Origin of the sequence: Cyclobacterium xiamenense (assembly GCF_042140265.1) — a bacterium.
Lineage (GTDB): Bacteria > Bacteroidota > Bacteroidia > Cytophagales > Cyclobacteriaceae > Cyclobacterium > Cyclobacterium xiamenense_A.
This window is the reverse complement of record NZ_CP159481.1, coordinates 461,063-473,364: the sequence shown is the minus strand read 5'-3', so window position 1 is coordinate 473,364 and position 12,302 is coordinate 461,063. Positions and strand designations below refer to the sequence as shown.

General features: G+C 49.8%; 12 protein-coding genes. 6 read left to right on the top strand and 6 right to left on the bottom strand.

All coding sequences use genetic code 11. The features are described from left to right. The first annotated feature begins 136 nt into the window (after positions 1 to 136). The 4 genes from ABWH99_RS02015 to ABWH99_RS02000 all read left to right on the top strand — a co-directional run bounded on the left by ABWH99_RS02015 (position 137) and on the right by ABWH99_RS02000 (position 3,931). Positions 137 to 595: a (2Fe-2S)-binding protein gene (locus ABWH99_RS02015; RefSeq protein WP_375584648.1), complete on the top strand. Its 459-nt coding sequence runs from the start codon at positions 137 to 139 to the stop codon at positions 593 to 595. A 93-nt stretch (positions 596 to 688) separates the two neighbouring features. Continuing rightward, positions 689 to 2,680: a molybdopterin cofactor-binding domain-containing protein gene (locus ABWH99_RS02010; RefSeq protein WP_375584647.1), complete on the top strand. Its 1,992-nt coding sequence runs from the start codon at positions 689 to 691 to the stop codon at positions 2,678 to 2,680. A 49-nt stretch (positions 2,681 to 2,729) separates the two neighbouring features. Then, the gene (locus tag ABWH99_RS02005) at positions 2,730 to 2,900 is read left to right on the top strand and encodes a hypothetical protein (RefSeq protein ID WP_375584646.1); all 171 of its coding nucleotides are present in this window, start codon (positions 2,730 to 2,732) and stop codon (positions 2,898 to 2,900) included. Positions 2,901 to 3,355: 455 nt separating this feature from the next. Next, the gene (locus tag ABWH99_RS02000) at positions 3,356 to 3,931 is read left to right on the top strand and encodes a TetR/AcrR family transcriptional regulator (RefSeq protein ID WP_375584645.1); all 576 of its coding nucleotides are present in this window, start codon (positions 3,356 to 3,358) and stop codon (positions 3,929 to 3,931) included. Positions 3,932 to 3,978: 47 nt separating this feature from the next. Here ABWH99_RS02000 and ABWH99_RS01995 read toward each other — a convergent pair whose 3' ends face one another. The 4 genes from ABWH99_RS01995 to ABWH99_RS01980 form a co-directional block, all read right to left on the bottom strand. Continuing rightward, positions 3,979 to 4,296, bottom strand: a complete 318-nt coding sequence (locus ABWH99_RS01995; protein ID WP_375584644.1) for a hypothetical protein — start codon at positions 4,294 to 4,296, stop codon at positions 3,979 to 3,981. 263 nt (positions 4,297 to 4,559) lie between these two features. Continuing rightward, positions 4,560 to 5,663: a 6-bladed beta-propeller gene (locus ABWH99_RS01990; protein ID WP_375584643.1), complete on the bottom strand. Its 1,104-nt coding sequence runs from the start codon at positions 5,661 to 5,663 to the stop codon at positions 4,560 to 4,562. Positions 5,664 to 6,044: 381 nt separating this feature from the next. Continuing rightward, positions 6,045 to 6,797 carry a 4'-phosphopantetheinyl transferase family protein gene (locus ABWH99_RS01985; protein ID WP_375584642.1) on the bottom strand — a complete coding sequence of 251 codons (753 nt, stop codon included), beginning with the start codon at positions 6,795 to 6,797 and terminating at the stop codon, positions 6,045 to 6,047. A gap of 63 nt (positions 6,798 to 6,860) precedes the next feature. Beyond that, complete coding sequence (locus tag ABWH99_RS01980; RefSeq protein ID WP_375584641.1) at positions 6,861 to 7,637, bottom strand: hypothetical protein; 777 nt, start codon at positions 7,635 to 7,637, stop codon at positions 6,861 to 6,863. A 548-nt stretch (positions 7,638 to 8,185) separates the two neighbouring features. Between ABWH99_RS01980 and ABWH99_RS01975 the strand changes: the two genes are divergently transcribed. Together ABWH99_RS01975 and ABWH99_RS01970 are read left to right on the top strand one after the other, a co-directional pair. Beyond that, a complete protein-coding gene (locus tag ABWH99_RS01975; RefSeq protein WP_375584640.1) occupies positions 8,186 to 8,614 on the top strand; it encodes a response regulator in 429 nt (142 codons plus the stop codon). Between the two features lie 231 nt (positions 8,615 to 8,845). Next, positions 8,846 to 10,417, top strand: a complete 1,572-nt coding sequence (locus ABWH99_RS01970) for an FG-GAP repeat domain-containing protein (protein ID WP_375584639.1) — start codon at positions 8,846 to 8,848, stop codon at positions 10,415 to 10,417. Positions 10,418 to 10,482: 65 nt separating this feature from the next. Here ABWH99_RS01970 and gap read toward each other — a convergent pair whose 3' ends face one another. Continuing rightward, positions 10,483 to 11,475: a type I glyceraldehyde-3-phosphate dehydrogenase gene (gene gap, locus ABWH99_RS01965; RefSeq protein ID WP_375584638.1), complete on the bottom strand. Its 993-nt coding sequence runs from the start codon at positions 11,473 to 11,475 to the stop codon at positions 10,483 to 10,485. Positions 11,476 to 11,716: 241 nt separating this feature from the next. Further along, positions 11,717 to 12,301, bottom strand: coding sequence for a VTT domain-containing protein (locus ABWH99_RS01960; RefSeq protein WP_375584637.1), 585 nt, complete (start codon positions 12,299 to 12,301; stop codon positions 11,717 to 11,719). Between the last annotated feature and the right edge of the window lies 1 nt (position 12,302).

Below are 12,302 nucleotides of genomic sequence, written 5' to 3'. Positions count from 1 at the left end.
AGTTACGAATTAATCGTATTAGTCCTTTCGGAGCCGGCTTTTTCCTGGAATGCCTGTTCAAAGCAAAGGAATACGCTCGGGAACATTGCAAGTCAACGGGGGATTTTGTACATTCATCTACGTAAAATCACATGTCATGGAAAAATACCGCCTTTCGGTCAATGGAGAAATGCAGGAAGTTACCGCTCCCGCTGATATGCCCTTACTTTGGGTAATTCGGGACCTGCTATCACTTAAAGGAACCAAGTTTGGTTGCGGGCAAGCCCTTTGCGGCGCTTGTACGGTTCACGTAGACGGCGTCGCCACCCGTTCCTGTAGTTTGCCGGTTTCGGCGGTAGGAGACCGGGCGATCACCACCATTGAAGGCCTGTCCGCGAACGGAGATCATCCCCTGCAGCGGGCATGGGAAGCGCACATCGTCCCGCAATGCGGGTACTGTCAATCCGGGCAACTCATGAATGCCGCAGCGCTTCTCGCAGAAAACCCCAATCCCAGTGAATCGGAAATAGAAGCGGCCATGGCGGGCAATCTCTGTCGCTGCGGTACGTATAACCGCATCAAAGAAGCCATCCAAACCGCTGCCTCCCAGTCCTAACCCCCATTGCTCATGCTACCGAACCTTCCGTTTTTCTCAAAAAAACAACCTATCGACAAAAGTAGGGTATACTCACCTGGCAGAAGAGAATTTTTGAAAATCAGCTCCCTGGTTGGGGGCGGCTTTCTGCTCGGCGTCAATTTTCAGTGTGCCGGACCCAATGGCGAAACGCGCACCTTCGCCCCGAATGTCTACCTGAGAATAGGTTCCGACAATACAGTTACCATCATCGCCCACCGTTCCGAAATGGGGACGGGTATACGAACCACCCTTCCCATGGTGGTGGCGGATGAGTTAGGCGCGGACTGGAAGACCGTTCGTATCGAACAAGCGGTAGGCGACGAAGCCACCTATGGAGATCAGAATACCGATGGCTCTTATTCGGTACGCATGTTTTTTGAACCCATGCGCAGGGCGGGAGCTACTGCCCGCCATATGCTTCGCCAGGCAGCTGCCGAGCATTGGGGCCTGGATATTTCCGGCTGCGATACCCGGGATGGCTTGGTGGTCCACGAAGCAAGTGGAAAGGAAGTTTCTTTTGGAGATCTGGTGGAACGGTTGCAGGAAATGCCTGTTCCGGCAGAAGATAGCCTGGCATTGCGATCCCTTTCCGATTACAAGCTCGTGGGAAAGGATGTTCCGATTTACGATATCCGGGAAATTACCCAAGGAAAGGCGCGATTCGGAGCGGATCTGGATCTTCCCGGTCAACAAATAGCGGTGATTTTGCGAAGTCCCGTGGTTGGGGCAACGATTCGTTCCTATAAAGAAGATAAAGCCTTGCAGGTACCTGGGGTCAACCAGGTGATCAAAATATCCGGGAACGGCTTGCATCCGGGCTTGAATAAACCCCTGGAGGGATTGGCTGTTTTGGCCGACCATACCTGGGCAGCCATGAAAGGGAGGGAAGCGCTGGAAGTGGACTGGGAGCTAGGTGATAACAAGGATTATCAATGTGCCAGCCAGATGGAGGCCATGATTGCAAGTACCCTTCAGGAGGGTCGCCTACGAAGGGAGAAAGGGTCCGTGAAAACCGCCTTTGCTGGCGAAGGAAAGACGTTCGAAAAAACGTATCGGGCGCCCTATTATGCCCACGCCACGATTGAGCCCCCCGCCGCCCTTGCTCATTACAAAGAAGACGGAAGCGTTGAAATCTGGGCACCCACCCAACACCCCCAATGGGCCCGGGATTCGGTAGCGGAAGCTCTGGACATGGATGTCTCCCAGGTAACGGTTCACGTGACCTTGCTTGGCGGAGGATTTGGAAGGAAGTCCAAGCCGGACTTTGTGGTAGAGGCTGCATTGCTGTCAAAAGCGATTCTAAAGCCAGTTCGGGTACAGTGGACCCGGGAAGACGATCTTCACCATGACTTTTACCATTCCCATAGCGCACAGCGGATCAAAGCACAGTTGGATGGCAGCGGAAAATTAGTGGCTTGGAACCACCATACCGTTTTTCCTGCAATTGGAGGTACTTCCAATGCGGAGGAACTGCATCCTTCTGACGGAGAGATGGGATTGGGGTGTACCGACTTTCCTTACGATGTTCCCCATATCCGGATTGAATCCCACGAAGCGAAAGCCCATACGCGGGTCGGCTGGCTGCGCTCGGTCAGCAACATTCACCATGCCTTTGCTACCTGTACCATGTTGGACGAACTGGCGGAAGATACAGGAAAGGATCCTGTGGCCTACGTTCTTTCCCTGCTCGGTGAGGACCGGAAACTCTCTTTCGGGGAAGAAATGAAAGGGGCCTATCCGAACTACGGCGAGGCCATAGACGAATATCCCTGGGATACTGCCCGCATGAAGGAAGTGATCCGTCGGGTAGCCGCCGAGGCGGGATGGGAAGCCGGGATCAAACAAGGAAAAAAATTGGGATTCGCGGCACATAAAAGCTTTCTTACCTATGTGGCCTGTATCGTAGAGGTTGCAGAAGATGCGTCAGGAAACCTGATCATTCCGGAAGTGCATTACGCCGTAGATTGTGGGATTGCCGTCAATACAGACCGTATTCGCTCCCAATTTGAAGGTGGAGCCCAATTCGCTACCAGCCTGGCGTTGCTCTTCCGCCATACGATTTGAGAGTGGGCAGGTAGTCCAAAACAACTTTGATGGCTACCAGATTATTCGCATGCCACAATCCCCGAAAAAGATTTACACGCATATCATAGAGAGCACCGAAAAACCTACCGGAGTGGGGGAACCACCCGTTCCCCCCTTTATCCCGGCCCTGTGCAATGCCTTGTACCAATTAAAGGGAAAAAGAATCTACGAACTACCAGTGAACGAAGCCTTGGCTTGATAGCCTGACCTTAAATTCTCTTGGGCTACGATCCGTGCCCATGGGCAACGGATTTTTGAGGACGTGATTGCTTCTCATAGGCTACAAACAGGAATGGCAGGTACTTGATACCATCGGTCTCCAATGTATCCGAAGGTCCGGATACCCCTGGGTTCCACCGCCCCGGGCTGATTCGTTTTTGGCAGGAAAAGCCGCATCGAAAAAAAATTCATCGGCGTAAATACAGAAATTTTGGTTTCCGCTTGAAGCCCGCGCAGCTCCATTAGGAAAGGAGTATCTGGTTTGTCGCTAGGGCTATGGGCAGGAGTCAGATTCAGAAGGGTAGGAAAACAGCCCCACAGCGAAATAGAAATCGAGGGATAATCCACCCGGCGGAACGATTCTCTATCGGAGTTTTGGAATGATCGTTCCAAAACTTTATATTTATCCCCTATCACCATTTTCCAATCTTGCCAATGCCCAGAAACAAGTCTTTCAATGAAACAGTACTCCTTACCAAAGCGATGGAGCTGTTTTGGAAAAAAGGATACCATTCTACCTCTGTGCAGGATCTGGTCGATCACCTGGGAATCAACCGCGCCAGTCTATACGATACCTACAAAGGCAAAAAAGACCTGTTCATGAGGGCTTTTGAAAACTACCGAGAGACCACCAAGCGTAGGTACTACGAGCTATTGTACGCCCAGCCAAACGTCTTGGAGGGCTTTCGAAGACTTTTTCAATACGTGGTACGCGAAAATACCGATCGTAGGGGTTGCTTTTTAGTGAACATTACCACCGAATTGGTGCCGGAAGATGGCGATTTGAAAGCCATGCTTCGGGAAAATCAGATTCAATTTGAAAAGCTTTTTTTTGATTACCTGAAATCCGGTGAAGCGATGGGCGAATTTTCCAGAGGAAAAGACCTAAAGGCCTTTGCCAATCTTCTTTTTACCCTTTACAATGGGGTGCAGGTCATCTCCAAAATAGAATCCGCCCCCTCCCGGCAATTGGCTGCAGTGGAGGTGGTGTTGCAGCTTCTGGAGGAATAGTGAAAATCCTTCCGGATTACTCCGTTTCATGAACACCGCCCGTTGGTTCACACTACCGAGAGTCTTACCGAATTATCTCGAAAGGGCTTCCAATTGTTCTTTCCATTGGTTTCGCCTACCCGGTAGGGCACACCCAACTCGAAATTACAATCCCCTTCCATAAAAAATGGAGCAACTGAGTTTTTCTCATCTACATTCAGACGCTTCCAAACTTGGGTTTCTTTGTTGAATGTATCATTCGGATCATGGATAAATGGATCGAGACATCTGTATTCCGTACCTGTCTGAATGATTTCTTCCGTATCCCCGGTGGTAATGAAAGCTATTACCGGCATGTCGGTACCGTAACCCTCTACGGTATCCATAAAGGAAACGATAGAAGCAAAAGGCTTTTGGAAACCAACACCCGTTTTTTTCGGCATGAATCCGATCAGGAGCAAAGGGAATACGGTACGTGACCTGATAGGTTTTCAGGTGTTCTGTAAAAACTATTTTATCTTTAGTAAGGCTCCAACCAAGGAAAACGCCGTGGATAGTTGACAGCAAAACCGGGGCATGGGTACGGATAAGTATGTATGGATTCCTGCCTGAGCACGGGAACATCTAAGTAACAACTAGTCCGGAACTATCAAAAATCAACGAATAATAAAACCGGGTTATCTCCCTCCTGAACCATCGGGCTGTCGTCCGGCAATTGATCTGCTTCAAGTTTTAGGTAATCCGGGGCTTGTGCGATGAATACCAGAAACTCGTCGAATACCCCAACGGGATGGTAAAAGGCCGCTAAGTCCCTGGTAGAAGCAATCCTTTTTTTTGCTTGCAGGTCACGCTTGTCCAAAATGATTTGATGGTTTTTACGCTCCCCGTCCGCTTGTACATCTACTCCGAAAAAGGCCTTCTTTTCGCTTTCCCAGTGCTGGGAAATGACGGCAAACCCTTGTTGGCTGAGCATTTCGAACCCGGCCATCCAATCCATCTCAAAAAACCGTTCGGGAATACGGTAGGTTCCAAAATCAAATTGATAGCTAGGAGCAAGACTGTCCTCCAGTATCTGGTAGGTACGGTTGTTGTAAATTTCATGGAAAAATACGGACCCATTTGCTGCGTAAAAATTTTTTTCCTGCATGGGCAAAAGCGCATGGGTATTCGGTAGAAAGGTCTTTACTGTTTTCCCCTGCTCGTCAATAATCGCCAGCCTGTTTTCGACAAAAGGAAGATTATAGCTTCCGGAAGCGGCATAGTAGCCCCCGGGTAATTTCGCAAAGGACGTTCCGTAATAATCCAGCGTCAGTTGTCCGGTCATTTCCCCATTTCTATCAAGCTGAATAATGGTAGACCGATCTCCTTTAACGCTAAGGATTTCCAGGCCTTCCGGCGTCGGAATAAAATCATTCACGCTTTCAATGCGGTTCGGTCCGTCTCCAATTTCGATAAACCTGCCAAGGTATTTTCCATTGAGGTCGTACCGATGAATGGCATCCCGGGCGCTTTCATCAAAAACAAAACAGGCCTTTTCAGAAAATTTTACCGTAAGATAGTCTCCCAAAAGGTTGGCAGAAGTAGTTTCCAAAGGAATTACTTTTTCAATCGCGTAGGCTGTAGGGTTTAACTCGATTGCTTCCAATTCCAGCAAGCGTAGGTCCCCGTTTTCAAGGGTCTCCCGCTGGCAGGAAAGCAGGAGCAACAGGGCCAGGGGATAGGCGTAATAAAGCAGCTTTGGTTGTTTTTTCATTTGAAAATTTTCTTTAAACTAAAAAATTAGCATCCAAAATCAAAGGATATTACAGACAAATAATTTTTTACAACTAAAAAAAAAATTGATTTTTCGCCATCGTTGAGTGAGGAGCCTATCGATTCTGCATAAAATCAGCTTGCCTATCTAAAACCGTTCGTTGATCCGCGTTTTCTCCAGAGAGGGTATGCCTTTTTTTTCGGATTGAAGATTAAATGCTCCCCTTCTAATCCTTCGGATAATTCGCACTCGTTTTGAAACGGAGGGAAATCTGGACTAGCATTGTTCGGTAGGTACGGGTCTTGAATCTGTAGCAGGAAACGAATTTTTCCAGTAGGAGTGGTAACCCATCTACTGCTATTGCTTTACGATTCGCTCGTTTCATTCGCTTTCGGAGAACAAGCGTACCCCATCAAAAAAACGTGGCTGTAGGCTGGGTTGCGTGAACGCCAGACTCAGGCAATATTCCCGGTCCATAAGAAAACTTCTCACCTGCCAGTCCCGGATAGCACTTCGTTCGGGCATTTCCATTTCCTGTCTTCCGTCAAGTAAGGTATAATCCATCAGATGATCCGTAATGCCCAAGCCCATACCTTTTAGGAGCGCCTCCTTGCGTGTCCAGAGGGTATAAACCGACTCAGTGGGCCGAGCGGACTGCCGAATGAAGGCAATTTCCCGAGAGGAAAAAATGTAGGGAAGTAGCTCCTCAAAAGAAAACCGAGGATCGACACGTTCGATGTCTATTCCCACTTCGCTGCCGGCAAGTGCGATGACAACCCAGTCGCCCGCATGGCTACTGTTGAAATGAAAATCCTCTCTACCCACCAGAAATGGTTTACGGTACCGGTTTTTTCCAAATTGGAGGGCGTCGGGGTCTTCATTCAAATAGATCTGCAAAAGCTTTCTAAGAAGTCCCTTACCCAAAATGTACCGGATCCGATCTTCTTTTTGGGCAAATCGATGGGCCTGCCGCAGTTCTTCATCGGACAACCGTTCTTTGAGTACGTCGATAGAATGGCCTGGGAGAAAGAGGGGAATCCTCCAGACGTCAAGAAAGCTTGCGGTTTGGGTCGGGTTCTGGCCATTCCATTCCGGAGTACTCGTCGTTTCACAAAAGACACTGATGCGCTGCATGTATTATACTAGCGGTTCGTTGATCCTGGGGAAAGATAGGCATTTTTTTTTACCCTGGACTAGTTACCATCTGGTGGGATCATCGGGTGCTCGATCCAGGTCGTCTGGAACCCCGTCTCCATCCCGATCGGGACGGCTTCCGCTATCGGTAAACAGCAATTGCCAGGATACGGGCAAATACGTGCGCAGGATTTCGGTCTCGAAATCGGCGGTAGGGGAAAAACTGACCTGCGTGGCAATAAAAGAGAATCCCAGATCAGGAAATACTTTTACGTCCACCACAAAAACCCCCGTAAATCCCTGTGAGCGGATCATTCGGGAGGCAAAGGTTTGCTGCATGCCGGTGCCGGGCTGGCTGCCGCTGCCATTGTTGCTGCAAACGACTTCTAAATTTTGGCCATTGCCACCCACAAAATTAAGAAACCGGTTGATTTCTGACTGCAGTACCTGGGTAGCATTGGTCGCCGAATTGACAGTTTGCAGGTAATAACGCCACACTCCACGGTCATCATTTCTCAGCAGGTTGACCCCGATCAGCAAGGGGACATCTTGCCGAAGTTCGACGGGTGAATAGCCACTGGCATAGGTGAATCCGAGCAGTGGATGGCCGGAATGGATGAAATTCCCTCCCACCTGGGCTACCGTGGGAACGCCTCCCGGAATATCTCCCCGATTCCCCCCGTTGGAGAGGTCCCAATACAATCCTTCAACCCCACTGGCGCTGGCACACAATTGGGAAGTCACATTACGAATGTTTTGGGTGCTTGGTTCTTCGTTGGTGCTGCAAGAAATCGTAAGGAACAGCAGGACTGGAATTAATACAACGCATGCTCTTTTCATGGATAGTTCTTTTTCTGTACATCGAAGAAAATACCTTTTGTCATCAAATGGTGGCCAATTAATTTTTCTTGAACGAGGAGAGGCAGCGACTCCAGGGCCTCTTGGACGGGAGTACAAGCGGACAGGGAGCAAGCGCTCGCATTGCTGATTGCAATACCTTAGGGTTTTTGGGCGTTTCCGGGAAGTCCTGGTTTTTGGGAGACTTACGGTCCCGGCCTTGTTGCTGGCGGGTAATCATGTGAGGCTAAGAAGGAACCGATTTTCACCGTGATTTTGAGGATACTTCTCCGAGGTAGTCAGGGATGGGCTGGTTGATTGGTTTCCGATCCAATGAGGCTGGTAGATCGACACAGGTGTCGGGACCAACCTTGTGTGCCGGCCGGGGCTTCCGGTAGGATCCATGGCCTACCAGACTGTACCAAAAAAATGAAGTTTCCCACATCATTAGTGTAGGTTATTTTTATTATTTGGAAGATAATTTCGGATTATCTATTTTTATCGCTCAAAGAGAGTGGATTGATTTTTTTATCAGTAGTTGAAAAAAGGAGATGGAAAAACGAACGTTCGACCTGGGCGGGAAAAAACTGTTGGTAGTAGACGATGACCCGGTGGTACGCCTGCTTCTGAAGATTACTTTTACTTCATGGCGCAACACGCTTTTTGATCTGGCCGCGGACGGGGCGGCCGCGCTAAAACGAGTGGCCGCCACGGGTTACGACTTGATTTTGATGGATTTACAAATGCCGGTCTTGGACGGGTTTGAAACTGCCAGAGCCATCCGCTCCGGTCAGGCCGGGTTTGTCAACCAAAAAATCCCCATCATTGCCATCTCGGCAGATCTTTCCGAAGCCGCCCGCACAAAATGCTTAAGTTTGGGTATCGATGAATTTCTGCTGAAGCCCCTGGACAGTGGAACACTGCACGGGAGTATCCAATGTTTGTTGGGAAACCAGTTACCGCCGGGCAGGATAGGCTAAACGGGTTTTCTCCCGGAAAGCTGATTGCAATCCGTTAGGTGGTTCAGGTGACAGGGCTTCCCCCATCGGCTAAAATCCGCGAAATACAGCCAAAGGTATGGTAGGATCACGTATATTCGTGATAAAGAAGCTCTGTTCGCATGGCAAGTATCGCGTAATTGACGACAAACGGGATTGGCTTGCCAAGGCGGAGGCAGGCCCGCAGGCAAGTGGGCATTAATTCCTTTCCAAATGAAAAAACTCTACCAGTGGATTCCTCTGATTCTCCTGATTGCGCTTGCCGGCTGCCAAACCGGTTCGAAAGAAAAAGGCGAGACCAAGCCGGTGATCCGAGAATCAGGTGAGAAGAAGGCTTCCTCTCTTCTGGAACAGCCAGCGAGTACCCTGGCCCGTAGCTATTGTACGGGCTGTCATTTGTTTCCAGAACCTGACTTATTAGACACGACCACTTGGAAAACGATTCTTCCGAGGATGGGTCATTATTACGGGATATATGCAAACGATACCATTCGGGACTGGCTATTGGAGGGAGGCAGGGCCGGACAAATCGTGGAGCGACAGCAGGTGTTTCCCAAAACGCCGATTATCGATTCCCTTATTTTCGAAAAGATCTCCGGGTATTACCTGGAACAGGCTCCACCCCAGCTACCCCGGGAAGATAGAAGCCCCGTTCGCGAAGGCCTTCCCTATTTTCGGCTGAGAAAGCCAGGTAGCAAGACAAAAAATGCCATGACGCTCATGGTAAAGATAGATGCCCCAAACCGCTTATTTATCAGCGATGCGGGTAGATCCAGCCTTTCCATCGTTGATGCCGATTTTCAAGTCATCAAAACAGCCCGCAGTCCGGAGGGAACGGTCTGGATGCACACCGACGAGAAAGGGAGTTTGGCGCTGGTAATCGGTACCTTTAATCCTACCGACATGGACCTGGGCTTTGTCATGCAGCTTCCCGATGCCCCCGGTCAGCCTACGCCCATTCTGGTGAGCAATCTGCAACGTCCCGTTCACCTGGATCGGGGCGACCTGGACGGTGACGGCCTGGACGATTTAGTCATCTGTGAATACGGCAAGCAGACCGGTAGTCTGGCTTGGTGGAAGCAGGAGCGAAACGGGACCTTTCAAAAGTATCTCTTGCGCAGCAAACCTGGCGCCACCAAGGCCTATATCCGAGACCTAAACGGTAATGGGAAAAAAGACATCATCGCTCTTTTTGGGCAGGGAGACGAGGGTATTTTTATTTACCACAACCAGGGAAATGGAAAGTTTGTAGAGGAGCCGGTTTTGCGGTTTCCACCCAGCTATGGATCCAGCTTTTTTGACCTGGTTGACTTCAATGCCGACGGGCATCCGGACATCGTATACACGGCTGGAGATAATGCCGACTACGATCCCATTACCAAGCCGTATCACGGTATCCGTGTGTTTACCAACAACGGGCGCAATCGTTTTGAGGAGACGCTCTTTTATCCCCTACCCGGAGCGTATAAGGCGGTCCCCGCAGATTTTGATGGGGATGGAGATCTGGATATCGCTGCGATTTCCTTTTTTCCAGATTATGAAAATGCGCCGGAAGAGGGCTTTGTTTACCTGGAAAACAAGGGAGAAGGTCAGTTTGATGCCAGTACGTTTCCCGGTTCGTCTGGGGGACGTTGGATGGCAATGGATGTGGGAGATATAGACGGAGACGGAGACCTTGACATTTTGTTGGGCTCCATGGTGTTTGGTACCGATTATACCCGCTATTTCCAACAGTGGGTGGACGGAGACCTTCCCTTTCTGTGGTTGGAAAATACACTGCAATAGCAAGGGGAAGTGGTACGGATACCATGGATTTCCCGAATAGCCCCTTCGTCGGGATGAATGCTACCTTAAAGTTTGGTTACCAGTTCTACCAGCCGATTGGAGTAGCCGGATTCGTTGTCGTACCAACCGACTACTTTGACCAGGTTTCCCATAGAGGAGGTGAGTCCGGCATCCAGAATGCAGGAATGGGGATTGCCTACGATGTCTATTGATACCAGGGGATCTTCGGAGTACTCAATGATTCCTCTGAAATCCGTCTGGGATGCTTCGTAAAATGCCCGATTGATTGTCGCAGCATCCACCTCTTTGTCCAGCAATACGATCAGGTCGGTAAGCGAGCCATCGGGCACAGGGACGCGCATGGCAGAGGCTTCGATTTTTCCACGCAGTTCCGGCAAGACCACCTCCATCGCCTTGGCGGCATGAGTGGTGGTGGGAATGATGGAATAGGCCGCTGCCCTGGCTCTTCGCAGGTCCCGGTGCGGAGCGTCGTGGAGGTTTTGGTCGTTTGTGTAGGAATGCACCGTGGATACGTAGCCCCTGACGATTCCGAAAGCCTTGTCCAGTACCCGAACCATGGGAGCCAGGCAATTGGTGGTGCAGGAAGCATTGGATACAATGGCTTCGTCTCCTGTTAGAATCCCGTCGTTTACCCCCAACACCACCATGGGTACCTCTGGGCTTTTTGAGGGAGCCGTAATGACAACCTTTCTGGCTCCCGCTTGCAGGTGCAGCGCAGCACCTTCCCGATCGGTGAATTTTCCGGTAGCTTCCAACACCACATCGACATCCAGCGCTCCCCAGGGGATACAGCGCGGATCTTTTTCTGCAAATATCCGGATGGTCTGCTCGCCTCTTTGTATGTTGCCGCCTTTTTCTACCAACCGATGGGGGTATTTGCCATGGACAGAGTCGTATTGCAAGAGGTGTACAAGCGTCTTTGGATCGGTAAGGTCATTTACTGCTACCAGGTCGAGATCGGGTCTATCCAGTATTAGTTTAATGGTGAGACGACCGATTCTTCCGCAGCCGTTGATAGCAATTCTTTTTTTCTTCATAGGATATCGATCCGCCGAATTTAAGAAAGAATTTCAAAAATGCCCCCCAATCCTGATTATATACGTAAGGAATCCACCGGTTTTTTTTGCACCGGTTTCATGTATCGGAAATTTCCTGGCAGGTAGCATAGTTGCTGCCTTAAACTGCCCGAAGCACCGGTTTGCAAGACCAGACTAGGGGCTCCGTATTACCTCGATTTTCCGACGTATTTCTGGAATTTTTTAGCAGCGGGGTCGCCGGTTACAGCCCATCTATACCCGTTAAAATAAACGCGTAGGCAAAATACCGGAGAATTCGGAACAGGCTTAGCAGGAGATACGTCCTGGTATTCAAGCCGCCCACGCCGGCGAGTAGCGAAATGGCAGAAAACGGCAAGGGGGTAATGGATGCCACAACCACCAGGTAACCGCCATATTTTTCAAATAAATGCACGTATTTCTTCAGCTGTGGAAATCTAGCGGGGCTGACCCAATCTTTGTCCCGGATCCAGTCGCCCAGGCGAAAGTTTAGAAAGCCGGCTCCGTAAGAAATCAAGGCAAGTACAGCAATACTAATGAAATATGGACCGATACTTCCGGTTTCCAGCGACCAGAGCATAAAGACTTCCGGGGGAATGATGCCGAAAAGAATCTCGGACCCAACGAATATCCCCAGGACTAAAGCGGGATTGTCGTATACGCTTCCAAACCAGGCGTAACGCTGCTCTTCGGTGCTAAAATGCCGAAACACCATAAACAGGCCTACTAAAAGCGCCAGGTAGAAAAAGCTTTTAAGTAAGTTTACAAGTAAAAATCTGGCCCTTTCCCGGGTTTTTTTACTAGACATA

Bases quoted from the DNA above. Each gene is read 5' to 3' on its own strand.
- ABWH99_RS02015 (WP_375584648.1), top strand. From the start codon at position 137: ATGGAAAAATACCGCCTTTCGGTCAATGGAGAAATGCAGGAAGTTACC.
- ABWH99_RS02005 (WP_375584646.1), top strand. From the start codon at position 2,730: ATGCCACAATCCCCGAAAAAGATTTACACGCATATCATAGAGAGCACC.
- ABWH99_RS02000 (WP_375584645.1), top strand. From the start codon at position 3,356: ATGCCCAGAAACAAGTCTTTCAATGAAACAGTACTCCTTACCAAAGCG.
- ABWH99_RS01995 (WP_375584644.1), bottom strand. From the start codon at position 4,296: ATGGATACCGTAGAGGGTTACGGTACCGACATGCCGGTAATAGCTTTC.
- ABWH99_RS01990 (WP_375584643.1), bottom strand. From the start codon at position 5,663: ATGAAAAAACAACCAAAGCTGCTTTATTACGCCTATCCCCTGGCCCTG.
- ABWH99_RS01985 (WP_375584642.1), bottom strand. From the start codon at position 6,797: ATGCAGCGCATCAGTGTCTTTTGTGAAACGACGAGTACTCCGGAATGG.
- ABWH99_RS01980 (WP_375584641.1), bottom strand. From the start codon at position 7,637: ATGAAAAGAGCATGCGTTGTATTAATTCCAGTCCTGCTGTTCCTTACG.
- ABWH99_RS01975 (WP_375584640.1), top strand. From the start codon at position 8,186: ATGGAAAAACGAACGTTCGACCTGGGCGGGAAAAAACTGTTGGTAGTA.
- ABWH99_RS01970 (WP_375584639.1), top strand. From the start codon at position 8,846: ATGAAAAAACTCTACCAGTGGATTCCTCTGATTCTCCTGATTGCGCTT.
- gap (WP_375584638.1), bottom strand. From the start codon at position 11,475: ATGAAGAAAAAAAGAATTGCTATCAACGGCTGCGGAAGAATCGGTCGT.
- ABWH99_RS01960 (WP_375584637.1), bottom strand. From the start codon at position 12,301: ATGTCTAGTAAAAAAACCCGGGAAAGGGCCAGATTTTTACTTGTAAAC.